The sequence below is a fragment of the Cupriavidus oxalaticus genome (genome assembly GCF_038900635.1).
Classification (GTDB): Bacteria; Pseudomonadota; Gammaproteobacteria; order Burkholderiales; family Burkholderiaceae; genus Cupriavidus; species Cupriavidus oxalaticus_B.
Window position 1 is genome coordinate 30,154 of the sequence record NZ_JAYMRX010000002.1, and the last position, 24,705, is coordinate 54,858.

Annotated in this window: 21 protein-coding genes; 18 read left to right on the forward strand and 3 right to left on the reverse strand. The window is 69.0% G+C overall.

Translation table 11 applies throughout. The features are described from left to right. Nucleotides 1–50: 50 nt before the first annotated feature. From VSR71_RS04420 to VSR71_RS04440, 5 genes are all read left to right on the forward strand, one after another. The gene (locus VSR71_RS04420) at nt 51–2,231 is read left to right on the forward strand and encodes an acetate--CoA ligase family protein (protein ID WP_342912708.1); all 2,181 of its coding nucleotides are present in this window, start codon (nt 51–53) and stop codon (nt 2,229–2,231) included. A gap of 93 nt (nt 2,232–2,324) precedes the next feature. Beyond that, nucleotides 2,325–3,323 (forward strand): tripartite tricarboxylate transporter substrate binding protein, encoded by a 999-nt coding sequence (locus tag VSR71_RS04425; protein ID WP_342912709.1) that lies wholly within the window; start codon nt 2,325–2,327, stop codon nt 3,321–3,323. A 48-nt stretch (nt 3,324–3,371) separates the two neighbouring features. Next, nucleotides 3,372–4,682, forward strand: coding sequence for a DUF1254 domain-containing protein (locus VSR71_RS04430; RefSeq protein ID WP_342912710.1), 1,311 nt, complete (start codon nt 3,372–3,374; stop codon nt 4,680–4,682). Nucleotides 4,683–4,700: 18 nt separating this feature from the next. Then, nucleotides 4,701–6,038, forward strand: coding sequence for a DUF1254 domain-containing protein (locus tag VSR71_RS04435; protein WP_342912711.1), 1,338 nt, complete (start codon nt 4,701–4,703; stop codon nt 6,036–6,038). A 2-nt stretch (nt 6,039–6,040) separates the two neighbouring features. Next, nucleotides 6,041–7,042 (forward strand): tripartite tricarboxylate transporter substrate binding protein, encoded by a 1,002-nt coding sequence (locus VSR71_RS04440; protein ID WP_428979355.1) that lies wholly within the window; start codon nt 6,041–6,043, stop codon nt 7,040–7,042. 60 nt (nt 7,043–7,102) lie between these two features. Here VSR71_RS04440 and VSR71_RS04445 read toward each other — a convergent pair whose 3' ends face one another. Further along, a complete protein-coding gene (locus VSR71_RS04445; protein ID WP_342912712.1) occupies nt 7,103–8,356 on the reverse strand; it encodes an alkyl sulfatase dimerization domain-containing protein in 1,254 nt (417 codons plus the stop codon). A gap of 392 nt (nt 8,357–8,748) precedes the next feature. Here VSR71_RS04445 and VSR71_RS04450 point away from each other — a divergent pair, with 392 nt between their 5' ends. The 7 genes from VSR71_RS04450 (at nt 8,749) to VSR71_RS04480 (ending at nt 15,728) form a co-directional block, all read left to right on the forward strand. Continuing rightward, on the forward strand, nt 8,749–9,981 hold the full coding sequence (locus VSR71_RS04450; RefSeq protein ID WP_342912713.1) for a CoA transferase: 1,233 nt from the start codon (nt 8,749–8,751) through the stop codon (nt 9,979–9,981). Next, a complete protein-coding gene (locus VSR71_RS04455) occupies nt 9,978–10,667 on the forward strand; it encodes an enoyl-CoA hydratase/isomerase family protein (RefSeq protein ID WP_342912714.1) in 690 nt (229 codons plus the stop codon). The genes VSR71_RS04450 and VSR71_RS04455 overlap by 4 nt, the downstream gene beginning before the upstream one ends. A gap of 13 nt (nt 10,668–10,680) precedes the next feature. Beyond that, nucleotides 10,681–11,904 (forward strand): acyl-CoA dehydrogenase family protein, encoded by a 1,224-nt coding sequence (locus tag VSR71_RS04460; protein ID WP_342912715.1) that lies wholly within the window; start codon nt 10,681–10,683, stop codon nt 11,902–11,904. A 30-nt stretch (nt 11,905–11,934) separates the two neighbouring features. Beyond that, entirely contained in the window at nt 11,935–13,098 is a 1,164-nt protein-coding gene (locus VSR71_RS04465) for an acyl-CoA dehydrogenase (protein ID WP_342912716.1), read from the forward strand. 109 nt (nt 13,099–13,207) lie between these two features. Then, the gene (locus VSR71_RS04470; protein ID WP_342912717.1) at nt 13,208–14,203 is read left to right on the forward strand and encodes a tripartite tricarboxylate transporter substrate binding protein; all 996 of its coding nucleotides are present in this window, start codon (nt 13,208–13,210) and stop codon (nt 14,201–14,203) included. A gap of 61 nt (nt 14,204–14,264) precedes the next feature. After that, on the forward strand, nt 14,265–15,299 hold the full coding sequence (locus tag VSR71_RS04475) for a porin (RefSeq protein WP_342913118.1): 1,035 nt from the start codon (nt 14,265–14,267) through the stop codon (nt 15,297–15,299). Between the two features lie 123 nt (nt 15,300–15,422). After that, a complete protein-coding gene (locus VSR71_RS04480) occupies nt 15,423–15,728 on the forward strand; it encodes a DUF2917 domain-containing protein (protein WP_342912718.1) in 306 nt (101 codons plus the stop codon). On the opposite strand, the gene VSR71_RS04485 is transcribed toward VSR71_RS04480, so the two are convergent. Beyond that, nucleotides 15,697–16,638, reverse strand: coding sequence for a LysR substrate-binding domain-containing protein (locus VSR71_RS04485; RefSeq protein WP_342912719.1), 942 nt, complete (start codon nt 16,636–16,638; stop codon nt 15,697–15,699). The two genes, VSR71_RS04480 and VSR71_RS04485, sit on opposite strands and share 32 nt — an antisense overlap. Before the next feature lie 222 nt (nt 16,639–16,860). Here VSR71_RS04485 and VSR71_RS04490 point away from each other — a divergent pair, with 222 nt between their 5' ends. Both VSR71_RS04490 and VSR71_RS04495 read left to right on the forward strand, forming a co-directional pair. Further along, nucleotides 16,861–18,144 carry an MFS transporter gene (locus tag VSR71_RS04490; RefSeq protein ID WP_342912720.1) on the forward strand — a complete coding sequence of 428 codons (1,284 nt, stop codon included), beginning with the start codon at nt 16,861–16,863 and terminating at the stop codon, nt 18,142–18,144. After that, complete coding sequence (locus VSR71_RS04495; protein ID WP_342912721.1) at nt 18,141–18,281, forward strand: hypothetical protein; 141 nt, start codon at nt 18,141–18,143, stop codon at nt 18,279–18,281. Before VSR71_RS04490 ends, VSR71_RS04495 begins: the two co-directional genes overlap by 4 nt. 25 nt (nt 18,282–18,306) lie before the next feature. Here the strand turns inward: VSR71_RS04495 and VSR71_RS04500 are convergent, their stop codons facing one another. Continuing rightward, a complete protein-coding gene (locus VSR71_RS04500; RefSeq protein WP_342912722.1) occupies nt 18,307–19,038 on the reverse strand; it encodes a GntR family transcriptional regulator in 732 nt (243 codons plus the stop codon). 298 nt (nt 19,039–19,336) lie between these two features. Between VSR71_RS04500 and VSR71_RS04505 the strand changes: the two genes are divergently transcribed. The 4 genes from VSR71_RS04505 (at nt 19,337) to VSR71_RS04520 (ending at nt 24,542) form a co-directional block, all read left to right on the forward strand. After that, the gene (locus tag VSR71_RS04505; RefSeq protein ID WP_342912723.1) at nt 19,337–20,656 is read left to right on the forward strand and encodes an FAD-binding oxidoreductase; all 1,320 of its coding nucleotides are present in this window, start codon (nt 19,337–19,339) and stop codon (nt 20,654–20,656) included. 95 nt (nt 20,657–20,751) lie between these two features. Beyond that, nucleotides 20,752–22,080 carry an MFS transporter gene (locus VSR71_RS04510; RefSeq protein WP_342912724.1) on the forward strand — a complete coding sequence of 443 codons (1,329 nt, stop codon included), beginning with the start codon at nt 20,752–20,754 and terminating at the stop codon, nt 22,078–22,080. A gap of 45 nt (nt 22,081–22,125) precedes the next feature. Further along, entirely contained in the window at nt 22,126–23,034 is a 909-nt protein-coding gene (locus VSR71_RS04515; protein WP_342912725.1) for a dihydrodipicolinate synthase family protein, read from the forward strand. Continuing rightward, the gene (locus VSR71_RS04520) at nt 23,034–24,542 is read left to right on the forward strand and encodes an aldehyde dehydrogenase (RefSeq protein WP_342912726.1); all 1,509 of its coding nucleotides are present in this window, start codon (nt 23,034–23,036) and stop codon (nt 24,540–24,542) included. The genes VSR71_RS04515 and VSR71_RS04520 overlap by 1 nt, the downstream gene beginning before the upstream one ends. Nucleotides 24,543–24,705: the final 163 nt, after the last annotated feature.

The following is a 24,705-nucleotide window of genomic DNA, read 5'->3' on the forward strand; positions in this document are numbered from 1 at the left end:
CGCCAGGCCCGACCGAAACTATCCACAAGACAAGACCCGGAGACTGCCACATGGTTGACCTGAATTCCCTGCTGTACCCGCGTTCGATCGCGGTGGTCGGTGCTTCCACCCAGCCGGACAAGGTGGGCGGCATGCCGATCCGGCTGCTGCGCGAACTGGGCTATGCAGGACGCCTCTATCCGGTCAACCCGTCCGCTGCCGAAGTGCAGGGCCTGCGCGCCTATGGCTCGCTGGCGGACATCGGCGAGCCGGTCGACCTGGCCATCGTAGCGGTGCCCGCCAGCGCCAGCCAGGACGTGATGGCGCAGCTGGCAGGCAACGGCACGCGCGCGGCGGTGGTCTTCACTTCCGGCTTCGCGGAAGCCGGCGAGGGCGGCGTGCGCATGCAGGACATGCTGGCCCGCAGCGCGCGCGACGCGGGCGTGACGCTGCTGGGTCCCAACTGCCTGGGCGCGATGAACCTGCGCGAGCGCATGTTCGCCACCTTCTCGCCGATCCCGTTGAGCGGGGTGCCGCCGGTCGGCGAAGTCGGGCTGGTCAGCCAGAGCGGTGCCTTCGGTGCCTATGCGTATGCGCTGGCGCGCGAGGCGGGGCTGGGGCTGAGCCACTGGGTCACCACCGGCAACGAGGCCGGGCTCCAGGTGGCGGACGTGATCGAATGGCTGGCCAATGACCCGAACACCCGCGTGATCCTCGCCTACATCGAAGGCTGCCGCGACGGCGCGCGCCTGCGCCAGGCGCTTGCCGCCGCGCGCGCGGCGGGCAAGCCGGTGGTGGTCACCAAGGTCGGCACCACGGCGGCAGGCGCGCGCTCGGCGCAGTCGCACACGGCCAGCCTGACCGGCGAGGACGCGGTCTACCAGGCGGTGTTCGATGCCTACGGCGTGCACCGGGCCCATACGCTGGAAGAGTTCTTCCGGCTCGGCTATGTGCTGTCGCGCGGGCGGCGTCCGGCGGCCTGGCAGCAACCGGAAGGGGAAGGAGCCAGTGCTGCTGCGCCGCTGGCGATCGTCACCGTGTCGGGCGGGGTGGGCATCATGATGGCCGACCGTGCCGAACAGCTGGGCTTGCCGCTGCCGCCGATGCCGGACGATGCGGCCGAGGCGCTGCGCACCGCGATCCCGTTCGCCAGCACCGCCAATCCCATCGACGTGACGGGGCAGGTCGTGGCGCAGCCGCGCGTGTTCATGGATGCCATCGCGGGCGTGGCGCGCAGCGGCGCCTATGGCTGCGTGGCGGCCTTCCTGGCCGGGGGTGCCAATGCGCCGCGGCTGTGGCCGGAGCTGCAGCAGACCATCGGTGCGTTGAGCGAAGACGCGGATGCCGCCCCGCTGTTGCTGGCGGGCATCGTCGACGACGACAAGCGCGCATGGCTGGAAGCGCGCGGCTGCCTGGTGTTCCGCGAGCCGGGCCATGCGGTCGAAGCCGTCGCCACGCTGGCGCATGCGGCGGCGCTGGAAGCCGCCAGCGGCGCGGGTACGTCGTCTGAGGTTGAGCCGCGGCAGGGTGTGAGCGATGCGCTGCTATGCGACCTGCCGCCCGAAGCCACGGCGCTGTCTGAATCCGAGGCCATGCGCCTGCTCGCCGACGCCGGGGTGCCGGTGGCCCCGCACGGGCTCGCTCGCGATGCGGACGAGGCGGTGCGCATCGCCGAGGGTCTTGGCTATCCCGTGGTGGTGAAGCTGTGCTCGCGCGAGATCCTGCACAAGAGCGATGTCGGCGGCGTGGCCCTCAACCTCGCGGATGCGCAGGCGGTGCGCGACGCCTTTGCCCGCATGGCGCAAGCGGTCGCCCTGGCGCGCACCGAAAGCGGCGCGCTGGTGCCGTTCGAAGGCGTGCTGGTGGCGCGCATGGTGCGCGGCTGGGGCGAGGTGATGGTCGGCGTGCGGCGCGACCCGGTGTTCGGGCTGGTGGCGCTGGCGGGCATCGGCGGCACCGCGGTCGAGATCTTCCGCCAGACCGCCTGCGGGCTGGCGCCGCTGTCGCGCGCGCAGGCGCGCGCGATGCTGCGCGACAGCCGCGCCGCAGCGCTGTGCGAAGGACATCGCGGCAACCCCGAGGTGGACCTCGATGCCGCCGCGCAGGTCCTGGCCACGGTGTCGCAGCTGGCCGCCGAACTGGGCGAGCGCCTGGACACGCTCGAGATCAATCCTTTCATCGTCACCGCGCAGGGGCTGGTCGCCGCCGATGCGGTGGTCACGCTTCGCCCGGACCGTCGCAGCGCTGCATAGCGACGGCGCGCAACGCGGTGGACAGGATGCCCGCACAGACGGGCGCCGCCGCCGCGGCAGGACGCAATACCTCAAACAAGACAGGAGACAAGCATGCAAAGGCACACGTACTTGCCGGCGCGGCGCATGGCGCTGCGCGGACTTGGCGCGCTGGCTGTGGCGCTGTGCGGGGTGGCATCCCCCGCGCACGCCGGCCCATATCCCGACAAGCCGATCCGGCTGGTGGTACCGTTTCCGCCCGGTGGCGGCACCGACGTGGTCGGCCGGCTGCTCGCGGCGGGCCTGTCGAAGGAACTCGGCAAGACCGTGGTGGTGGAGAACGTGGCCGGCGCCACCGGCACCATCGGCTCGGCACAGGTCGCGCGTGCCGCGCCGGACGGCTACACGCTGGTGCTTGGCATCTCCGCCACGCATGCGATCGCGCCGGCGATTTTCCCGAAGCTGCCCTACGACCCGCTGCGAGATTTCGTGCCCATCAGCCGCCTCTTCTACGGCGGCAATGTGCTGATCGCCGGCCCCGGCTTTACCGGCCGCGACCTGCCCGCGCTGATCGGGGCGGCCAAACGGCCCGGCGCAGACCTGACCTACGGCTCGTGGGGCAACGGCTCCGGCGGCCATCTCGCCGGCGAGAGCCTCAACGTGCTGGGCGGTATCCGCCTGCGCCACATCCCGTACAAGGGCGTCAGCCCGATGCTGACCGACGTGATGGGTGGCACGCTGCCCGTGGCCATGTCCGACCTCGCCGGCACGCTGCCGCTGATCCGCAGCGGCAAGGTGAGGGCGCTGGCGGTCACCGGCTCCGAGCGCTCGCCCGCGCTGCCCGACGTGCCGACCTTTACCGAGGCGGGCGTGGCGTTCGGCGTGGACAGCTGGTTTGCGCTGTTCGCCCCGGCGCGCACGCCGGCCGAGATCGTCGACAAGCTCGAACGCGCCACCAACGCCGCCATGCGCGACCCCGCCATCAAGGCGCAGGCCGACGCGCTCGGCATGCGCTACACCCCCCAGCCGCGCAGCGCCTTCGCCGCGCAGATGCGCAGCGATGTGCCCGCCTGGGCCGCGCTGGTCAAGTCGAGCGGCGCGGCCCAGGAATGAGCCGCCACGCGTTTCCACTATTTCCGCCCATTTTTCCGGAGTCCCTGCATGAACCATCCCGCGCCACAGTTCTTCTCCGCGCCCGTCTACAGCTCCAGCCAGGAAGCGCTGGTTGCCGCCGCCGCCATCCCGCTGGCGATCTACGGCTATCCGCTGGTCGAAACCATCCGTACCTGCAAGGTGCAGACCGCGGTCAGCGAGGCTACTGGCTATGGCCGCGCGCCGGTCAACACGCTGTCCGCGAGCGAGCGCCAGTGGACGCATGAAGACCGCGACGTCGTCACGCCCGCCAACGACCTGCTGTACTTCTGCGGCTGGGCCAACCTGGCCGACGGGCCGGTCACGCTGCGCGTGCCGCCGCTGCCGCAACGCGACCGCTACTACGTGGTGGAGCTGCTGGACGCCTATACCAACAACTTCGAGAACCTGGGCCCGCGCAACGTGCCGGCCGAAGGCGGCACTGTGACGCTGGTCGGCCCCGGACAGCACGCTGAAGGCGAGCATGTCGTGGCCTGCCCGACCTCGCTGGTGTGGCTGCTGGGGCGCGTACTGGTGCAGGGCCCTGACGACCTGGCCGCGGCCCATGCATTCGAAAGCGGCTTTGCGCTGGACGCGCCGGGCAAGCCCGTGCCGCAATGCGTGCGCGACTGGCGCGAGTCCGGCAACGAGGCGCTCGACTTCTTCCAGAACCTGTTCAACGCGCTGCGCGAATACCCGCCCGCCGAGCGCGAACTGGGCGCGTTCACGCTGCTGCGCAAGGCCGGCCTGAAGCTCGAGGCCGAAATCGACGTCACGGCATTGCGCGCGGAGATCCGCGCCGGCCTGGAGAACGCATATCGCCAGGCCATGCAGCTGATCGAGGCGCATACGCGCAGCCAGGGCCGCAAGAGCTGGGGCTACAGCCTGAAGCTCGGCGTCTATGGCGACGACTGGCTGCAGCGCGCCTGCACCGCGATGAAGGGCCTCGGCGCGCTGCGCGCCGACGAGGCGATTTATGCGATGGCCGATTTCGATGCCGACAGCGAGCCGCTGCATGGGACGCGGACATACGAACTGCGTTTCCCGCCCGGCATGCTGCCGCCGGCGCAGGCGTTCTGGTCGGTCTCGCTGTACGGCGAGGACCGCTTCTTCAGCTCCAACGAGATCGGCCGCTACGCCGTGGGAGACCGCACGCCGGGCCTGCGCATGGAGCCCGACGGCAGCCTGGTCATCCCGATCTCGCACCGTCGGCCCGAACAGGCCGACAACTGGCTGCCGGCTCCCGCGGGCCCGTTCTACCTGATCCTGCGCCTGTACCATCCCGCGCCGGCCTTTATCGCGGGCGAGTACCGCATTCCACCGGTGCGCCGGGTTGCCTGAGCCGAGGAGCGAGATTCCATGACGTCATCCACCGCCGATTCCCGCACGCTCGCCCTTGCCCGCGAGTCCGTGCTGTACACGCTGCCGCTCTACGAAATGGCGCGCATGCGCGCCGCCACCTGCCCGCGCCGCCGCCGTGAAGGCGCCTTTGCCGACGAGCGGCCCGACGGCACGCTGCGCTGGGTCAACCAGTTCTTCCACACGCGCCAGCTGCTGGGCCCGCAGCACCGGCAGGTGGTCACGCCCAACAACGACACGCTCTACAGCAACGCCTGGCTCGACCTGTCGCAGGGACCGCTGCTGCTGGAGGTGCCGGACAGCGCCGGGCGCTACTACGTGCTCGGGCTGCTCGATTTCTATACCAACCCGTTTGCCTACATCGGCAGCCGCACCACCGGCACGCAGGCCGGGCGCTTCCTGCTGCACGGTCCCCGCTGGCAGGGCGAAGCGCCGGCTGGCGCCACCGCCATCGCCTGTCCGACCGATGCGGTGTGGCTGCTGGGCCGGCTGCTGGTGGACGGGCCTGACGACCTGCCCGCGGTGCATGCGCTGCAGGACCGATTCCGGCTGACGCTGCCGGACGGCGGCGACCCGGTGCGTGCCTGCGATGTCGGCATGCAGCCCAACGAATACCTCGGCGCGTCGCCGCAGCAGGTGCGGCGCTATGCCGAAGTGGTGAACCGCGCGCTGCGCGAGAACCCGCCGCCGGCGCACGAGGCGGCGACGGTGCAGGCCTTCGCCGCGCTGGGCCTCGGTGCCGCCAGCGAGGGCGTGCCGCTGAAGGAGACGCAGGCGGCGCTGCTGGCCGCTGCCATGGAGCAGGTACTGGCCGAACTGGCCCGGCCGATGCCTTCCGCACTGGGTGGCGGCTGGAGCTTGCCGGTCGAGATCGGCGCGTCGTTCGGCACGCGCTATGCCGAGCGCGCGCAGGTGGCGCGCAACTACATCGGCGCGCTCGGCATGGAAGAGGCCATGTACATCATCGCCGACTGCGATGCGCACGGACGCCCGCTTGACGGTAACGAGCCGCACGAGCTGGTGTTCCCGGCCGGCAAGCTGCCGCAGGTGGGCGCGTTCTGGTCGCTGACCATGTATGACAAGGGCGACTGCATGCTGGTGGAGAACCCGATCGGCCGCTATTCGCTGGGCGACCGCTCGCCGAGCCTGCGCTACGAGCCGGACGGCAGCCTGCGCCTGCACCTGGGTGCCGCGGCGCCACGCGACGCGGCGCACCACGGCAACTGGCTGCCGGCGCCGGCGGGACCCTTCTACGTGGCGCTGCGGCTCTACGTGCCGGGCGAGGCGCACCTTGGCAAGACCTTCCCGTATCCGGGCATCCAGGCCCTGGAGGCATGACGATGACTGCTGGCAAGATATCGCGCAGGGACCTGCTGGCACGCATGCGCGACGTGATGCTGCTGGGCGCGGCGCCCGCGCTGGCGCCGCTGGCCGCGCTGGCGCAGGCGTATCCGGCGCGCACGGTGCGCCTGCTCTCCCCGTATGGGCCCGGCGGGTCCAACGACACCTCGGCACGGCTGCTGGCCGAAGCGCTGAGCCGCAAGCATGGCCAGCAGTTCGTGGTCGAGAACAAGCCAGGCGCCGGCACCCGGGTCGCCAATGAAACACTGGCCCGCGCCGCGCCCGACGGCTACACGCTGCTGTGGGCGGCAGCGCCGTTTGCCATCAATACGGCGGCCGGGCTGCCGCAGCAATACGACATCCACAAGGACTTCGTCGCGGTGGGGCCGCGCGTGCTCGGGCCGGTGTTCCTGATCGTCAAGGCGGATTCGCCGGCGCGCTCGGTCGCGGATTTCGTGAAGCTGGCGCGGGCCAAGGCGGAAGGCGTCACCTTTGCCTCGCCCGGCGCCGGGTCCGGGCCGCACCTGACGGCGGAACTGTTCGGCGCACAGGCGAAGTTCAAGGTGCTGAACGTGCACTACCGTGGCGACGCCACTGCCTACACCGAGCTGCTGGCCGGCCGCGTCGACGCCACGCTCACCGCCATCACCACGGCGCTGCCGTTTATCAAGGCCGGCAAGCTGCGGGTGCTGGCGGTCGCGTCGGAACAGCGCACGCCGGTCTATCCCGATGCGCGCACCTTCGTCGAGCAGGGCTATCCCGACGTGATTGGCTACGGCTGGTTCGGCCTGATGGCGCCGGCAGGCACGCCCGCGGCGATCGTGCGCCAGCTCAACCAGGATGCCAGCGCGGTGCTGTCCGGCGCGGATGTGCGCAGCAAGCTGGCGGCGCTGGGATTGCAGCCGGAGCCGGGCGACAGTGCCGGCTTTGCGCGGTTCATCGATGCGGAAGTGCGCAAATGGGCGGCGGTGATCAAGGCCAGCGGCGTGGTGCTGGAGTAGCGGCATGCAGGCCACATGCGGGCGCGCATGTGGCGTGCAGGGAGGCATTCAGGCGGGCATTCAGTGGATGCCGAAGGTGTCGTCCGCACCATGTTCCAGCATGTCGGCGGCGGCGCCGTACAGGCTGCGCGACACATAGCTCCTGACCTGTCCGGCGCGCTGGCGCAGCCACCCGGCCTTGAGCCGGCGCGCCTCGGCGAGCGCGGGCGCATCGCCCGGCGCCAGCGCCAGCACGTCGATCACATGCAGCGCGAGCTGGGTGTCGCCACGCTCCGCCAGGGCTTGCGCATGGCGGATCAGCGCGCCGTGGTCGGCCACCGCCGCGGCGATTTCCGCGGCGGCGTCCTGCGGCGCGGCCGGGTGCAGCGTGGTCGCGTTGCGGTCCCACCAGCCGTTTTCCGAGCGATAGATATCGCGCGCGATATAGCTGGGATCGCCGTACGTCGGCCGCATCCACGGCTGCTCGAACAGCTCCGCCGGCGGCTTCAGCGCGGCCAGCATCTGGCGCTCGTTGCAGCCGGCGTTCATCAGCCGCACCACCTCGGCCCGCAGCCAGCGCAGGGCGCTGGCAGTCTGGCCCAGCACGCGTTCGCATTCCGCCGCGCCCTGCAGCGTGGGCCCGAACTCTCGCACCACGATGCGCGGCCGCAGCGCGGCCATGCGCTCCAGCGTCTCGGCCCAGCGCACGGTATCGCGCAGCGTGCGGAAGGGCGTGCCGACGTTGGGGATGGAATCGATCACGGCCGGTCCGCCGTACAGCAGGCGCCGTCCCGGCAGCCAGACCGCGATCGCATCGTCGGTCTCCGAGGGCGCCCACAGCAGCTCGGCGCGGCGCTCGCCGTGGCCGAGCGTCAGGCCATCCGCGAAGGTCTCGCTCGGCGCGGTGTGGCCGAGCTTGCCCGCCAGCGCACCGGCCGGGCGCCGGAACTGGATCTCGGCCATCCGCTCCTGCATGCGCGCGGTCTCGCGATAGCGCGCCTGCCGCGCCAGCACGTTGACATGGGCCAGCACACGCGGCGAAGGCTCGCCGCGTGCGGCGGCATGGTCGAGCCATTGCCGCACGCCGGCGTTGTAGCCCATATGGCCGTGGCTGTAGCACAGCGCCAGCACCGGCAGGCTGGTCTGCGTGCGCAGCGCCTCGATCATGCCTGCGGTGACGCGGCCGCCCGGGCCGCTGTCGACCACCAGCAGTCCGCCGCCAACGTCGGCGACGAAGCTCTGTCCCTGTCCGTGCAACAGCCAGACGCCGTCGTCGACCGGTTCGATCCCGGCGCCGGTCACCAGCGCGACCGGCCTGTCCTCGAAATCCTGCATGCGTGACTCCCTGAGCAAAAAATGGATGCGGCAGCCGCCATCCGCTATCCGCCATCCGCCGGATGCATGCGGCTCGCCCTGAACCGCAATGTCGCGCAAGCGGATGGCACATGGGGATTGGGGAAAGTCCCCGCAAGCCGACGCGCATCGCCCGTCGGGCCAGCGCCGGCGCGGTGCGGAAGCCGGCCACGCCGACGCGGTGTGAACCGGTGGTTGGCAGCGGGCGTTGCGTGGCAATTCCCGGTTGCCGCGCAGTGCGCTAAGGGCGAAGCGAAGCCCGGGATTTCCCGCGGTGCTAACCGTGGGTTTACGCCCCCGCGATCCTGGCATCTGCCGCAAAAGGCGCGGCTGCCACATGATGTCTGCGCATCGACGAAACGGGAGTGGATCGCATGGCAAGCCGGCAAGACCTGCCCCTGGCAGGCATTCGGGTAGCGGAGTTCGGGCAGTTCATCGCGGCGCCCGGCGCGGCCATGATGCTGGCCGACCTTGGCGCCGACGTCATCAAGGTGGAAGCGCTGCGCGGCGACAGCGCGCGGCGCTTCGACGGCACCAGCCCGCAGAGCCCGATGTTCCTGGCGTACAACCGCGGCAAGCGCGGCATCGCGCTGGACCTGCGCAGCAGCGGTGGTGCGGAGGCGGCGCGCCGGCTGGCACTGGCCAGCGATGTAGTGCTGCACAACACCCGCCACGGGGTGATGGAAGCGCTGGGCCTCGACGCCGACACGCTGCGCGCGGCCAAGCCGGAACTGGTCCATGCCGCGATCAGCGGCTTCGGCACGCGCGGCCCGTCGCGCTCGCGCCCCGGGCTTGATATCGCCGCACAGGCCGAAAGCGGCATGATGTCCGTCACCGGCGAGGCCGGTGGGCAACCGCTGAAGGCAGGCTTCGCGCTGATCGACGCCGCCACCGCGCTGGCCGCTGCCAATGCCATTCTCGCCGCGCTGTTCCGCCGCTTGCGCACCGGCAAGGGCGAGACCATCGACACCTCGCTGCTGCAGGTCGGCATCCAGCTGCAGGCGCAGCCGTGGGCGGAATACCAGTGTTCCGGCGCGCTGCCGGTGCGCAGCGGCAACAGCCAGCCCCGGGCCGCGCCCGCGGCCGACGTGATCGCCGTGGCAGACGGGCACGTGGTGCTGTCGGCTTACCTCGACGAGCACTTCGGCCGCCTGTGCGGAGCCATTGGGCAGCCCGCGCTGGCGCATGACCCGCGCTTCGCCAGCAATGCGCTGCGCGTGCAGAACCGGCCCGCGCTGCTGGCCATTCTGCACGAGGCGCTGCGCCACCTCGGCGGGGATGCCGCGCGTGCGTTGCTGGAGCGCCATCACGTCGTCGTCGGCGTGGTGCGCGATTACCACCAGGTCAGCGCCGCCGACGACGTGCGCGCCAGCGGCATCCTGCGCGCGGTCGGCAATGGCGAGGGCGGCCAGCTGGAGCTGCCGGGCCTGCCGTTCACGCTGGCAAGCATGGCGGCCGACGATGTGGCGGCCGACGACATGGCTGCGGTGCCCCGGCTCGGCCAACACACCGCCGAGGTGCTGGCCGAGCTCGGCTACGACGCTGCGCAGATCGATGAGCTGGCCCGCGCCGGTGCAATCGGCTGCGAGCAACAGGAGGTGGCATGAGCGAAACCCCGTCCACGTCGCCGGTGCTGCTGGTGCGCCACGCCGGCTGGGCCGAGATCGTGCTGAACCGCCCGGCGCGCCGCAACGCCATCGACGCAGCGCTGGCCCGCGCGCTGGCCGATGCCGTCGACACCATCAACGCCGATTCCGAAACGCGCGCCGTGCTGCTGCGCGGCGCCGATGGCGCCTTCTGTTCGGGCCTGGACCTGAAAGCCCTGCAGGCCGAGCCCGAAGGCATGGCCGGGTTTGCGCGGATCTGGGAACGGGTACACGTGTCGCTGTTGCAAAGCCGCAAGGCCTGGGTCGTCGCGCTGGAGCGCCATGCGGTCAACGGCGGTGCGGCGCTGGCGCTGGCCGGCGACCTGATGGTCTGCGGCGCCGGCGCCTTTCTGCAGATCGGCGAGATCCGCCTTGGCATGGCCGCACCGCGCAACGCGGCGTGGCTGGCGCTGCGGCACTCCGAGGCGGTGGCGGCGCGGCTGTGCCTGCTGGGCGACCGGGTGCCGGCCGCGGAGCTGTTGCGGCTGGGCATTGCCACCGAAGTCATCGATGACGCGCGGGTCGTCGACCGCGCGCGCGAACTGGCCGCGACCATCGCCGGATTCCCCGTCGACGGTGTCGCCGCGATCAAGGGCGGCATGCGCGCCGCCAGCGCCCGCCGCGATTCCATCTCAGAACAACACTGAAGCGAGACCCCGCATGAGCGTATCCGATACCCCCGACAGCGAAGCCTCGCTGCAGGACTTCCGCAGCGAGGTGCGCGCGTTCGTTGCGCAGGCGCTGCCGCATGGCGTGCGCGAGAAGGTGCGCCTGGGCCTGGAAGTGAGCAAGGACGAGATGATCGGGTGGCAGCGCAGGCTGGCCGAACGCGGCTGGCTAGCGCCGCACTGGCCACGCGAGTGGCAGGGCCAGGGCTGGAGCGCCGAGCGCCGCGCCGCGTTCCAGGAGGAACTGGTGCTGGCCCACGCGCCGGAAACCGGCGGCATCTCGATCGAGATGATCGGGCCGATCCTGATCCGCTACGGCACGCCGGCGCAGCAACAGTACTTCCTGCCGCGCATCCTCAACCTGGAGCACTGGTGGTGCCAGGGCTATTCCGAGCCCAACGCCGGCTCCGACCTGGCTTCGCTGAAGACCCGCGCGGTGCGCAAGACCCGTCCCGACGGCACGGAGGTGTACGTGGTCAACGGCAGCAAGATCTGGACGTCCTATGCGCAGTACGCCGACTGGATCTTCTGCCTGGTGCGCACCGACAGCGGGGCGCGCGCGCAGCAGGGCATCAGCTTCCTGCTGGTCGACATGCGCAGCCCCGGCATCAGCGTGCGGCCGCTGGTGGGCATCCACGGCTGGCACCTGTTCAACCAGGTGTTCTTCGATGACGTGGAAGTGCCCGTCGACAACCGCGTCGGCGACGAAAACGCCGGCTGGGCCATCGCCAAGTCGCTGCTGGAGCACGAGCGCCTGAACCTGGCGCGGGTGGCGGAGAACCGGCGCCGGCTGGCCAAGGTGCGCGCCATCGCCGCCGAGCTGGAAGAGGGCGGTCAGCCGCTGCTGCAGCGGCCGTGGTTTGCCCGCAGGTATCGCGAACTGGAGGTGCGTCTTGAAGCGCTGGCCGCGACCGTGCTGCGTTTTCGAAAGCGGGCGCGCGCCGGCGAACGGCTGGGACCGGAGACCGGCATGCTCAAGCTGCTGGGCAGCCGGCTGATCCAGGACATCGAGAACCTTGCCGTCGACGCGCTCGGCCCCGGCACGCTGGCCTACGACCGCGCCGCCCACTTCGAGCCGGCGGCGCCGCGGCCCGGGCAATCCGCCTATGCGGCGGCGGCTTCGGCCCGGCGCTTCGTCACCCGCGGCTACACCATCGCCGGCGGCTCCAGCGAGATCCAGCACGAGCTGCTGGCCAGGCAGGTGCTGGGGCTCTAGTCCCCGCACCGCTGCAACAGGAACCAATCCATGAGCGACCTTCAGGACGATCAGGACGATCGCCGCATGCTGCAGGAAAGCGTGCGGCGCTATGTCGAACGCGACTACGGCTTCGCACAGCGTGGCGCGGCGCTGGCCGAACCGGGCGGCTTCTCGCGCAGGCACTGGCAGGCATTTGCCGGGTTCGGCTGGCTGGCGCTGGGCCTGCCGGAAGCGTGCGGCGGCCTCGGCGATGCCAGCGACCAGGCCTTGCTGGCCGAGGAGCTGGGCCGCGCGCAGCCGGCGGAACCGTGGCTGGCCAATGCCGCATTGTGCGCGCCGCTGCTGGCCGCGTGCGGCGATCCGGCGCATGTGGCCACCGCTACGGCGATGGCGGAAGGACGCACGCTGCTGGCACTGGCCGCATGGGAGACGCAGGGGCGCCATGACGCCTTCGACGTCGCCACCACCGCCCGGCAGCACGACGATGCCACTGGCCAGTGGATGCTGGATGGCCGCAAGACCCTGGTCCTCGGCGGCGGCAGCGCCGATGTGCTGCTGGTGCTGGCCCGCACCCGCGGCGCGCGCCGCGATTACGACGGCCTGACGCTGTTCGCCGTGCCGGCCGCAACGCGCGGCATCCTCATCGAACCGCTGCCGACCTACGACGGCCGCCAGACCGCGACGGTGACGCTGCGCCGCGTCAGCGTGCCGGACAGCGCGCGCATCGGCGCGGTGCACGGCGCCTGGCCGCTGGTCGAAGCGGCCATCGACCATGCCACCACGATGGCGTGCGCCGACGCGGTCGGGACCATGGACCGTGCCTTTGAACTGACGCGCGACTATGCGACGACGCGCGAGCAATTCGGCCGCCCGTTGTCCGCCAACCAGGTGATCCGGCACCGGCTGGTGGACCTGTATGTCAGCGTCGGGCAGGCACGCGCCATCACCGAGGCGGCCGCCGCCGCTCTGCACGGCGACGCGACCCCACGCCGGCGCGCGGTCTCGCTCGCCAAGGCCTTCGTGTCGGTCGCTGGGCGGGCGCTTGGCGAGGACGTGGTGCAGCTGCACGGCGCGGTGGGCATGACAGACGAGATGGAGATCGGCCACTGCTACAAGCGGCTGGCCGCGCTGGCGAATCTGTTCGGCGATGCCGACTGGCATTACGAACGGCTGGCGGAGTCTGAGCACGCGGCGCAGGCGCACGCAACCTGAGCCGCCAGCCTGATCCGGCCTTACCCAGGGCGCCGGCGAGCGCCCGTTTCCATCAAAGCCGGCAACGCACCGGCACAGCGCGGCCAATGCGCCGTACGGAGACAGCAGCATGTTGAACCATCACGCCGGCGCCCGCCGGGCCGGCACGGCCCTCATTGCGGCGCTGGCCCTGTCGGCCGCCACCGGCGCGCACGCCGAGGCCGCCTACCCCAACCGGCCGATCCGCATGGTGCTGCCCTCGGGCGCCGGCACCGTGACCGACCAGACCGCACGGCTGGTCGCCGAGCGCCTGACCTCGGCGCTGAAGCAGCCGGTCGTGGTCGACAACCGTCCCGGCGCCAACGGCATCATCGCCAGCGAGACCGTGGCGCGCGCCGCGCCGGACGGATACACGCTGCTGTTCACCTATTCCGCCACGCTGACGGTGAACCCGTGGACCACGCCGTCGCTGCCCTATGACCCGGTCAAGGATTTCACGCCGATCGCGCGCCCCAGCGCGCCGGGCGGCAACCTGCTCGCCGTCAGCGCCGGCGTGCCGGTGCGCAACCTGCAGGAACTGCTGGCCTATGTGAAGGCAAGCAAGAGCGAGCTGGCGTACTGCTCGTGGGGCGTGGGCTCTGGCGGCCACCTGGCGATGGAGTACCTGAAGGCGAAGACCGGCATCCACCTGCGCCATATCCCCTACAAGACCGCGACCCAGTGCAGCAACGACCTGGCCGCCGGCCACGTGACCATCGGCATCACCGATTCCGTCTCGTCCATACCGCACCTGAAATCCGGCCGCATCCGCGGCATTGCCGTGTCGGGCCCGGAGCGGCTGCTGCCCACGCCCGACGTGCCGACCATGACCGAGCAGGGCGTGCCGTTCCAGCAGGCCAGCTGGGTCGCGCTGTTCGGGCCCAGGGGGCTGCCCGCGCCGATCGTCGCGCGGCTCAATGCCGAGGTGAACCGCATCCTGCAATCACCCGAAGACCGCGAGCGCTTCGCCGCGATGAACCTGAAGCCGGCCACGCCGACCAGCGCTGCCGAACTGGCCAGGCTCGTCAGCGCCGACCTGGCGGCATGGGGCGAGGTGGTGAAGGTGGCGGGACTGAAGGCGCAATAAACGCAAGACACGAAGACAACAACGAGGACGGGAGACAGGCAGCGTGAAGGCTAGACAGTGGATGGCGATGGGATTGGCCGGGGCGGCGCTCTACGGCGGCAACACGGCCGCGGGCACGATGCAGCTGTTCGGCGTGGTCGATGCCTCGATCGAATACGCGCGGGGATCCGACAGCGTGGTGCGGATGCGGGAAGGCCAGCAGGCGGCATCGCGCTGGGGCATCCGCGGCATCGAGGACCTGGGCGGCGGCCTCAAGGCCAACTTCCTGGTCGAGTCAGGCTTCAATATCGACAACGGCACCGAGTTCTTCGGCAACAACCGCCTGTTCGGGCGGCAGGCGTACATGGGATTGTCCGACGGCTGGGGCGAGCTGCGCCTCGGCCGCCAGTACACGCCGTCGTTCTATGCGCTGCTGCGGCTCGACCCGTTCCTGCTCAACGGCGCGGTGTCGCCATTCAACCTGCTCAGTGCCACGGCATCGCAGGGCACCGGGCACGTCGCCTATGGCGCGCGCTTCGACAACGCCGTGCAGTACTTCTCGCCCAACTGGGGCGGCTTCGCCTTCGGCGCGGCGGTGGCGCCGGGCGAAGTGCCGGGCTCGCCGCGCTCGGGGCTGAACTTCGGCATGAACGCGACCTACGAAGCCGGCAACGTCTACGCGTTCTACAGCTACCAGGGCATGTATTCCGGCGCCAACTTGCCGGTGGAGCCGACGCTGACGTCGAACCACTTTGTCGGCGGATCCTACCGCTTCAAGCCGGTGGAAGTCGGCCTGCTGTTCAGCATGGCCAGCAGCAACCGTCCCGAGACGCGCTCGGCGCGTCACTATGGCGTGACCTTCAGCTGGACGGTGACGCCGCGCGACACCTTCAAGGCCGCGGCAATCAAGCGGCAGATCCTGGGCGGCGGGGAACGGCCGCTGGCCATGACCATCGGCTGGGACCATGACCTGAGCAAGCGCACCACGGCGTACATGCGCGCGGTGTGGGTGCATAACAGCCCGGGCGGCAGCGCCAGCATCAACAGCATCGCGATCGATCCGGGCAGCGGCGACGATGCCAGGTCGGTGAGCGTGGGCTTGCGGCATCGGTTTTGAGGGCGGGGGGAGGTGGGCCGCGCGGCCTGCGCGGCATGCCGGCCAGGCATGTCATGCCGACGCAATGCTCATGGCAGGCGACCTTGAGGGTTCGCACAATGGAAAGGCCAACCGGAGCCTTTCATGCCCTCATGCACTCTTTCCCTCGAAGCGGAATGCCGGCGCCTGCGGCTGCCTGCCGGCGCGGAGCTGGTTTGCCGGGGCGGCAGCCTGTGGCTGACCTTCGAAGCCGGGGACAGGCCGTCGGCTGACATCATGCTTGCGCCCGGCGAACGCTACCGGCTGCAGCGCGACGCCGATGTGTTTGTCGCCGCGCTGCATGGCGCGAGCCCCGCGTTGTGCCAGATCGAAGCGCCGCCGCGCTCGCGCAGCGCTGGATCGTCGTGGGTCAGGCGCTTCAGGTGGCTGTGGCGCGCGCGGGCGTCGTGACAGTTTGCGCGGCTTCCAGGCAGATCCATTCGGCCACGCGCCTGACGTCTTCGCGCGGCTGGTCCGAGGCATGGATCAGCCAGTAGGCGTTCGGACTCGGCGGCGCCTGCAGCGCCGTCGGCACGATCACCAACTGGCCGCCATCGATCAGCGGCCGCACCAGTTCCAGCCGCCCGAGTGCGATGCCCTGGCCCGCCAGCGCGGCATGGATGACCTGGTCGTACTGGTTGAAGCGCAGCATGCCGCGCTGGCTCGCCTGGTGGTTGCCGCCTGGCTCCAGCCAGCTGCGCCACTGCAGCCATGTGCGGGGATCGTCGAATTCCAGAAGCGGCAGGCTCAGCAGCGGTTCGTCGTGCCCGCCCGCTTCGGCGATCTCGCGCACCAGCGAGGGATGGGCGACCGGGGCGATATGCTCGCCGAACAGGCGTATGGCACCGGGCGGCGCCGCGGCGTCGCGGCAATAGCGCACGGCGAGGTCGATGCCCTCGGCACGCAGGTCGCTGATGCGGTTGCTGGCCGACAGGCGCACGTCCAGGTGCGGATGCGTCTTCTGCAGGCTGCCCAGCCGCGGCAGCAGCCACAAGCCGGTCACGCCGATGCTGGCGGTGACCGTGACCGGCCGCTGGCCCTCGATGCGGCGTACCTCGGCGACCACGTCCTGCAGCTGCTGCAGCGCGCTGTCGGCGCTGCGGAACAACCGTTCGCCCTCGGCGGTGAAGGCGACGCCGCGATGCTTGCGCACGAACAGCGGCACCTTCAGCTGCTCTTCCAGCGCGTGGATCTGCCGGCTGACCGCCGATTGCGTCAGGCACAGGTCGTCCGCTGCCTGGGTGATGCTCATGCGCCGGCCGACGGCGACGAAGCCCTTGAGCAGGTCGAGCGGGAACAGTCGGACGAGCGGGACAGACATGCGGGGGCTCTCCAGGCAAACACCGGCAAACACCGGAAAACACGGCGGACAGACGCGCGAAACCCCATTACAGCACGATCCGCGACGCCTTTGCCATGCGTGATGCGCATGGCAAAACGACAGAATGATCGCTTGAGGCGGGGCGCCGGGGCGGCTGCAATAGAGCCATCCTGCGCGCCGGTTGGCGCCATCGTCCCATCGTCTGACAAAGGGGGGGCCGTCATGACCACACGACTGCCGAACGCATCCGCCGCCATAGCTTCGCTGCAAGCCGCCACGCCGTGGTGGCGAACGATGTGGGCGCTCGTGCTGGCCGGAGGATTGCTGATGGGGCTGGCCCTGGGCGTGCGCCACGTGCAGGGCCTGTTCCTGCTGCCCATCATCGGCGAGCGTGGCTGGACCCGCGAGACCTACGGCTTTGCGATGGCGGTGCAGAACCTGACCTGGGGACTGGTGCAGCCCTTTACCGGCATGCTGGCCGACCGGTACGGCTCATGGAAAGTGATGGCCGGCGGAATGGCGCTCTATGCCGCCGGGCTGTACGGGATGACGCAGGCGGACACGCCGCCGGCCTTTGTCTGGTCGGCAGGCGTGTGCATCGGCGTTGCGTTGTCCGGCACGACCTTCGGCGTGGTGTACGGCGCACTGAGCCGGATGACCGGCGACGCGCAGCGCAGCCGCGCGCTTGGCCTGGCCGGCGCTGTCGGCGGCATCGCGCAGTTCGCGCTGGTGCCCGCGGCGCAGGGGCTGCTGGCGGGATCGGGATGGGCGGCCACGCTGCTGATCCTTGCCGTGGCCCTGGCGGTGGCGCTGCCGATGGCGCTGCCTTTCCGGGACCGGGCCGCCGCCGCGCCGGCGCACGGTGGCGCAGTCAAAGCGGCCGGCGAGCTGCCGCTGCTGGCCGCGGTGCGCGAGGCCCTCAGCCATCGCGGCTTCTGGCTGCTGAACCTTGGCTTCCTCGCTTGCGGTTTCCAGCTGGCTTTCATCGCCAGCCACTTGCCCGCCTACCTGCTCGACCGCGGCATGCGTCCGGCCGACGGCATGGCCGCGCTCGCCATCATCGCGCTCGCCAATGTGGCCGGCATCTATGTGTTCGGCCTGCTGGGCGGGCGCCACAGCAAGAAATACCTGCTTGCCGGCATCTACCTGGCACGCACGTCGGCGATGGCGCTGTTCCTGCTGCTGCCGCTGAGCACGCCAACGTTGTACCTGTTCTGCGCGGCGATGGGCTTCCTTTGGCTCGGCACCGTGCCGCTGACCAACGGGATCCTGGCGCAGGTGTTCGGCGTGCGCTATCTCGCCACGCTGTTCGGCTTCGTGTTCTTCGGCCACCAGCTGGGATCGTTCTTCGGCGTATGGCTGGGCGGACTGGTGTTCGAGCTGACGCGCTCGTACGACCCGGTCTGGTTCGGCGCCATGGTGCTGGGCCTGGTAGCCGCGGCGCTGCACTGGCCGATCGACGACCGGCAGATCGTCAGGAGCGGCCTCGCGCCGGCGCGGACATGAAGCCGCGCTGCGGACCGGCACTGGGCGCATGGCTGTCGGCGCTCGGCCTGGCGGCCGTGTGCGCAGCGGCACTGGCAGCGTGGCTCGATCCGGCCTATGCGCTGGCGTGGGTGCAGCTGATGGCGCTGTGCCGCTAGCGGAGCCGCGCAGCCAGGCGCGGCTTCAATAGGCCAGCGGCACCTCGACGCCGACAGGCGCGACGTACTCCGTCATCCGGCGGCGGGACAGGTCCATGTGCGCGCGCACGATATCCCCCGCGGCCTGCGCATCGTGACGCTCGATGGCCTCGATGATCTGCTCGTGCTGGCCGGCCGCCTTGCCGAGATCCGCCTCCATGTCGTGCGTGGTCGGATGCCGGTAGAAGATCTTGCCGAGCCGGGCATGGTCGATCAGGATCCGGCGCAGGCTTGGCATGAGGTAAGGGTTATGGGCCATCTTGCCGATCTGCAGATGGAACTGGTCGTTGTACAGCACGCGATTCTCGACATCGTTCTTTTCGATGGCTTCGCGGAACCGCAGCTGGATCTGCTTCAGTTCTTCGATCTCGGCATGCGTTGCATTCGTCGCGGCCAGTTGCGTGGTCGCGATATAGATCAGCGGCGCGGCCAGGAAGAAATTCCGCAGCGACTGATGGTTCATCGACGACACGCGCGCCGCCCGGTTGGCCTCGAGCTCGATATATCCCTCCGCCGCCATCTGCCGCATCAGTTCCCGGACCGGCGGCCGCGACAAGCCGAACTCTTCGCTTAACGCCAGTTCATCCACCACGGCGCCCGGCGCCATCTCCATGCTGACGATTCGCCTGCGCAAGGCTTCGCTCAGCAGCGCCTTCCGGTCAACGGAAGGATCGGCCAGCGGGGAATCGTTCTCGGCGGCTGCCTTTGTCTTCGCCATCATCATCGCCTTTGTCTATCAATCGTAGACATTTTATAGCAGGCGGGCGATGGCCCCCATCCCGACTGTCGCGAAAAAATTGCTTCATGCGGCATATCAATCGCCTTTCGACACCATTTCGACGCCACTTCCACGCGATTTCGCTGCCGCGTTTACCCTGATGGCGGCATGTCTAGCGTATGAATATTCTATGCCTACAATTTGTAGACAGGCGATTGCGATGACCACGACGACTACGACACGCGCTCCGGCGCCGGATCGGGAGCGGTGGAGACAAGGGCGACAGCGAGTTTTCGACATGACCAAAGTAACTTCCATTCCCGCCGACGATTCGACCTGCGGCTGGTTTCACCTGAGCCAGCCGCGCAAGCCGAAGCCCTCGCATTCGGGAGAGAGCAGGGCGCGCTGGGTGGTAATCGGTGCCGGATTCACCGGCCTTGCCGCGGCCCGGCAACTGGCGCTCAACTTCCCGGGCGATGCGGTGGTGCTGGTGGAGGCCCAGGAGGTGGGGTTGGGCGCGTCCGGGCGAAATGCGGGCTTTGCGATCGACCTGCCCCATGACATCGGGGCCGAGGACTACATCGGCGAGATCGAAGCGGCAAAGATCAGCCTGAAACTGAACCTGACCGGGCAGCAGATCCTCAGGTCGCTGGTGGAGGCACACCAGATCGACTGCCAGTTCCGGGCCTCCGGCAAATACCAGGCAGCGATCGAAGATCGCGGTGTCGCCGTACTCGACGCCTATCGGCGCGGCCTGGACAAGCTGGGCCAGCCGTACGAGATGATCGAAGGCGAAGCCTTGCCCGACCACATCGGCACGTCCTACTACCGGAAGGCGCTGTTCACCCCCGGCACCGCGCTGATCCAGCCGGCGGCGCTGGTGAAGGGCCTGGCCAACAGCCTCCCCGCAAACGTGGAGCTCTACGAGCACACGGCCATCACCGACGTGGAATACGGTGAAAAGATCGTGCTGTCGCACCGGCATGGCCGCATCGTCGCGGACCAGCTGGTCCTGACGAACAACGCCTTCGGCATGCGCTTCGGCTTCCTGCAAGGGACCATGCTGCCGATCTTCACCTACGCCAGCCTGACGCGGCCGCTGACACAGGCCGAACAGGCGCGCCTCGGCGGCAAGCCTTTCTGGGGCCTGACCCCGGCGGACCCGTACGGCACCACGCTGCGCCGCACCCACGACAACCGCATCCTGGTCCGGAACAGCTTCAGCTTCAATCGCGACGGGCGGAGCCAGCAGAAATATCTGGAACGCTTTGTCAGGACCCACCGGGAATCCTTCGAGCGCCGCTTCCCGATGCTGCCCGGCGTCGAATTCGAATACACCTGGGGCGGCTCGCTGGCGCTCTCGCGCAACCACATGGGCCAATTCGGCCAGCTCGCTCCCAATGTCTACGGCGCGCTTTGCTGCAATGGCCTGGGGGTAACCCGCGGCACCGTCACCGGGACTTTGCTGGCGGATTACCTGGCAGGCGAGCGCAATGACCTGATCGACTTCCTGCTGTCATCGCCGGGGCCGAACCGGAATCCGCCCGAACCGTTCCTGTCCCTGGGCGTGAACACCAACCTGTGGCTGGGACAGCGCCGCGCGGGCAGGGAGATCTGATCCTTCATCCAGGGGTCCCCGGACCCTTCGGTTTCATTAAAAGACTCAGGTTCCGCATTCCATCAGGGCGGCCTGGGCATTGCAGGAGACAAAGCGTGGCAAACAATGTATCGATCGAAGACGTGCCGTTGAATGGCTTCCACCAGTTGCTCAGCGTGCGCTCCGGCGGCGGCTGGGTGCTGGACGGCTACGTCCTGAGCATTATCGGCGTGGCAATGGTGCAGCTGTCGTCCGCGCTCGAGCTGGACGGCTTCTGGCAGGGCATGGTCGCGGCCTCCGCCTTGCTGGGCATCTTTTGCGGCGGCTTCCTTGGCGGCCTGCTGACCGGCCACCTGGGTCGCCAGAAGCTGTATTTCTTCGGGCCGACGATTTTCGTCTTGTGCTCGGTGGCGCAGTTCTGGGCCGATTCGGGCGTCGCGCTGTTCTTCTTCCGCTTCCTGATCGGCGTGGGCGTCGGGTTTGAATATCCGGTGGCGGGGTCGCTGCTGGTGGAATTCATGCCGAAGAAGTACCGCGGCCCGCGCCTGGCGATGCTGACCATCCTGTGGTTCGCCGGCGCCGCACTCGCCTATATCGTCGGCAACATGATCCTGGACAGCGGGCGGCCGGACGCATGGCGGCTGGTGCTGGCCAGTCCGGCGGTGATCGGCGTGGTGCTGCTGCTGTTGCGCATCGGCACGCCCGAATCGCCGCGCTGGCTGCTGAGCAAGGGGCGCACCGCGGAAGCCGAGCGCGTCATCAGGAAGGTCTATGGCCCGTCGTTCTCGCTGCGGAACCTGCCGGAACAGCCGGCCGAGAAAAAGGTGTCGATCCTGAGCCTGCTGCACTCGGGCTACGGCAAGCGCATGCTGTTCGTGTCGGTGTTCTGGAGCTGCTCGGTCATTCCCGTCTTTGCCGTGTATGCGTTCGCGCCGACGGTATTGCAGGCACTCAACCTGAAGGGCGCGTGGGCGTCGTATGGCTCGGTGGCCATCACGCTGCTGTTCGTGGTGGGCTGCTTCATCGCCACGCGGCTGATCAATGTCATCGGCCGGCGCAGCATGCTGATCCACAGCTTCCTGTGGTCCGGCCTTGCGCTGCTGGGGCTGGGCGCGTTCTCCAGTGGCGCCGAGGTGCTGGTGCTGGCGCTGTTCGGCGCGTACGCGGTCTTTATCGGCGGCGCCCAGGTACTGCAGCTGGTCTACCCGAATGAATTGTTCCCTACCGAGATCCGCTCCGCCGCGGTCGGCATGGGCGCGTCGCTGTCACGTATCGGTGCGGCCATTGGTACGTGGCTGGTGCCCATCTCGCTGCAGAGCATCGGCATCGGCAACACCATGTTCGCCGCCGCCGGGGTCACGCTGCTCGGCCTGCTGGTATCGCTGGCGCTGGCTCCCGAAACGCGCTCGCTCAGCCTGCAGGAAGCGGCATCACTGAATCGCTAGGCCGCTCGTCCTCATCAACATCCTTCCTGACTCCACGGAGAAACCATGAAATTCGAAGGCATCTATACGCCTGCCATCACGCCCTTGACGGCGGAAGGCAAGATCGACAACGCCGCCTTTGCGGAAGTCCTTGAATCACTGATCGAAGCCAGGGTACACGGCATCGTCATCGGGGGCTCGACCGGCGAATACTATGCGCATACGGCGCAGGAACGCCTCGATCTTGCCGCGCTGGCCAGGGAAGTCATCGGCACGCGCGTGCCGCTGGTGGTCGGCACCGGCGCCGTGCGCACCGAAGATTCGGTCGAGTATGCGAAGGCGGCCAGGGCCATCCGCGCCGATGCCATCCTGGTCGGCTCGCCGCCATACGCGCTGCCGACCGAGCAGGAAAACGCCGCGCACGCGCTCGCGATCGACCGGGCCGCCGGCCTGCCCATCATGCTCTACAACTATCCCGGCCGGATGGGCGTGTCGATGGGCCGCGAGTTCTTTCGCACTGTCACGGCGGCTTCCGGCAATTTCGTGGCCATCAAGGAAAGCTCGGGCCAGGCGGCACAGCTGCACATGCTGGCCACGGAGTTCAGGAACATCGGCATTTCGTGCGGCTGGGACGACCAGGCGCTGGAGTTCTTTGCCTGGGGCGCGCGCAGCTGGGTCTGCGCCGGCTCGAACTTTATCCCGCGCGAGCATGTTGCGCTCTATGAAGCGTGCGTCATCGAGAAGGATTTCGACAAGGGCCGCCGCATCATGGCCGCGCTGCTGCCGCTGATGGATTTCCTGGAAGGCGGGAAGTTCGTGCAGTCGATCAAGGCTGGCTGCCAGCTCGCCGGCCTGCGCCCGGGGGGCGTCCGCGCGCCGCTGCAAGGGCTCGACGAAGCGGAACAACAGGCATTGCAGGCCATTGTCGCCAGGCTCAGGCAGGATGTCGCCGCTGTCGTCGGGGGGAAGGTCTGATGGCGCGGCTACTGACGGCTGCCGAGTATGCAGCGATCGCCCGGGACATCGCACTGCCGACGCAGGCATTCATCGACGGCGCCTATGTGCCCTCGGTGTCGGGCGCAACGTTCCAGAGCACCAATCCCGCGACCGGCGAAATGCTGGCCTGTATCGCCGCCTGCGATGCGCGCGATGTCGATATCGCGGTAGCGAAGGCCAGGGCGGCATTCGAGGACGGACGCTGGCACCGCCGCGCTCCGGCCGAGCGCAAGGCAGTCCTGCTGCGTTTCGCCGACCTGCTCGAAAGGAACGCCCATGAACTGGCCGTCATGGAAAGCCTGGACAGCGGCAAGCCGATCCGCGAATGCCAGAACACCGACATCCCCGAGACCATCCATACGATCCGCTGGCATGCAGAGCTGATCGACAAGATCTATGACAGCACGGCGCCGGTCGGGGTGGGCGCATTGTCGCTGGTGGTGCGCGAGCCCATCGGGGTGGTGGGCCTGGTGCTGCCGTGGAACTTCCCGTTGCTGATGCTGGCGTGGAAGATCGGGCCTTCGCTGGCCGCGGGCTGCTCGATCATTGTCAAGCCGGCCAAGGAAACCACGCTGACGGCGCTGCGCGTGGCCGAGCTTGCGCATGAGGCCGGCGTGCCCGCCGGCGTGTTCAATGTGCTGCCGGGCGGCGGCAAGGAGGTGGGCGAGCCGCTGGGGATGCACATGGATGTGTCCATGGTGAGCTTCACCGGTTCGACGGCTACCGGCCGGCTGTTCCTCAAATACGCGGCCGACTCGAACCTGAAGCGCATCGTGCTCGAGTGCGGCGGCAAGAACCCCGCGGTGGTGCTGAAAGACGCCGAGAACCTCGATGTCGTCGCGCAGCACGTGGTCAACGGTGCTTTCTGGAACATGGGCGAGAACTGCTCGGCCTCGTCGCGCCTGATCGTCCATGCCGAGATCAAGGATGCGCTGTTGTCGCGCATCGGTGTCCACATGCGCGAATGGAAGATGGGAAATCCCCTCGATCCGGAGCATCGGATTGGCGCGCTGGTCAGCGAAGCCCATTTCGGCAAGGTGAACTCGTACATCGAGCAGGCCGGCATCGAGAGACTGCGCGTGGCCTTTGGCGGCGGCACGGAGGGCGGCATTTTCGTCGAGCCGACCGTGGTCGACGGCGTGGGCCGGGACAGCAGGCTGTTCCGGGAAGAGATCTTCGGTCCCATCCTTTCGGTCACGACGTTCAACACCGTCGACGAAGCCATCGCACTGGCGAATGACTCGGTCTATGGACTCGCGGCCTCGGTCTATACGAGCAGCCTGAACCATGCGATCCGGCTGTCGCGGGAAATCCGTGCCGGCGTGGTGACGGTGAACTGCTTCGGCGAGGGTGACATCACCACGCCGTTCGGTGGCTACAAGGAATCGGGCTTCGGTGGCCGGGACAAATCGATCTGGGCACATGACCAGTACACCGAGCAGAAGACCATCTGGATCGACGTACCGGACCAGGCGGGCAACAGTTAACTGATCTGGCGAGCCATGCCCCGGGTCCCGTCGGGACCGGGCATGACGCTCGCGCGATGCCCGGCCGCCTTTCAACACACGTATCATGCGCGACTCGCTGGAGCCGCGCTCCGGCCTTGTCCTTCCATCGTCCCTCATAAAGTCATCAGTTCCATGCAAGCAG

Excerpts from the sequence above, each read along its gene's own strand:
- VSR71_RS04420 (WP_342912708.1), top strand. The coding sequence starts at position 51 with ATGGTTGACCTGAATTCCCTGCTGTACCCGCGTTCGATCGCGGTGGTC.
- VSR71_RS04425 (WP_342912709.1), top strand. The coding sequence starts at position 2,325 with ATGCAAAGGCACACGTACTTGCCGGCGCGGCGCATGGCGCTGCGCGGA.
- VSR71_RS04430 (WP_342912710.1), top strand. The coding sequence starts at position 3,372 with ATGAACCATCCCGCGCCACAGTTCTTCTCCGCGCCCGTCTACAGCTCC.
- VSR71_RS04435 (WP_342912711.1), top strand. The coding sequence starts at position 4,701 with ATGACGTCATCCACCGCCGATTCCCGCACGCTCGCCCTTGCCCGCGAG.
- VSR71_RS04440 (WP_428979355.1), top strand. The coding sequence starts at position 6,041 with ATGACTGCTGGCAAGATATCGCGCAGGGACCTGCTGGCACGCATGCGC.
- VSR71_RS04445 (WP_342912712.1), bottom strand. The coding sequence starts at position 8,356 with ATGCAGGATTTCGAGGACAGGCCGGTCGCGCTGGTGACCGGCGCCGGG.
- VSR71_RS04450 (WP_342912713.1), top strand. The coding sequence starts at position 8,749 with ATGGCAAGCCGGCAAGACCTGCCCCTGGCAGGCATTCGGGTAGCGGAG.
- VSR71_RS04455 (WP_342912714.1), top strand. The coding sequence starts at position 9,978 with ATGAGCGAAACCCCGTCCACGTCGCCGGTGCTGCTGGTGCGCCACGCC.
- VSR71_RS04460 (WP_342912715.1), top strand. The coding sequence starts at position 10,681 with ATGAGCGTATCCGATACCCCCGACAGCGAAGCCTCGCTGCAGGACTTC.
- VSR71_RS04465 (WP_342912716.1), top strand. The coding sequence starts at position 11,935 with ATGAGCGACCTTCAGGACGATCAGGACGATCGCCGCATGCTGCAGGAA.
- VSR71_RS04470 (WP_342912717.1), top strand. The coding sequence starts at position 13,208 with ATGTTGAACCATCACGCCGGCGCCCGCCGGGCCGGCACGGCCCTCATT.
- VSR71_RS04475 (WP_342913118.1), top strand. The coding sequence starts at position 14,265 with ATGGCGATGGGATTGGCCGGGGCGGCGCTCTACGGCGGCAACACGGCC.
- VSR71_RS04480 (WP_342912718.1), top strand. The coding sequence starts at position 15,423 with ATGCCCTCATGCACTCTTTCCCTCGAAGCGGAATGCCGGCGCCTGCGG.
- VSR71_RS04485 (WP_342912719.1), bottom strand. The coding sequence starts at position 16,638 with ATGTCTGTCCCGCTCGTCCGACTGTTCCCGCTCGACCTGCTCAAGGGC.
- VSR71_RS04490 (WP_342912720.1), top strand. The coding sequence starts at position 16,861 with ATGACCACACGACTGCCGAACGCATCCGCCGCCATAGCTTCGCTGCAA.
- VSR71_RS04495 (WP_342912721.1), top strand. The coding sequence starts at position 18,141 with ATGAAGCCGCGCTGCGGACCGGCACTGGGCGCATGGCTGTCGGCGCTC.
- VSR71_RS04500 (WP_342912722.1), bottom strand. The coding sequence starts at position 19,038 with ATGGCGAAGACAAAGGCAGCCGCCGAGAACGATTCCCCGCTGGCCGAT.
- VSR71_RS04505 (WP_342912723.1), top strand. The coding sequence starts at position 19,337 with ATGACCAAAGTAACTTCCATTCCCGCCGACGATTCGACCTGCGGCTGG.
- VSR71_RS04515 (WP_342912725.1), top strand. The coding sequence starts at position 22,126 with ATGAAATTCGAAGGCATCTATACGCCTGCCATCACGCCCTTGACGGCG.
- VSR71_RS04520 (WP_342912726.1), top strand. The coding sequence starts at position 23,034 with ATGGCGCGGCTACTGACGGCTGCCGAGTATGCAGCGATCGCCCGGGAC.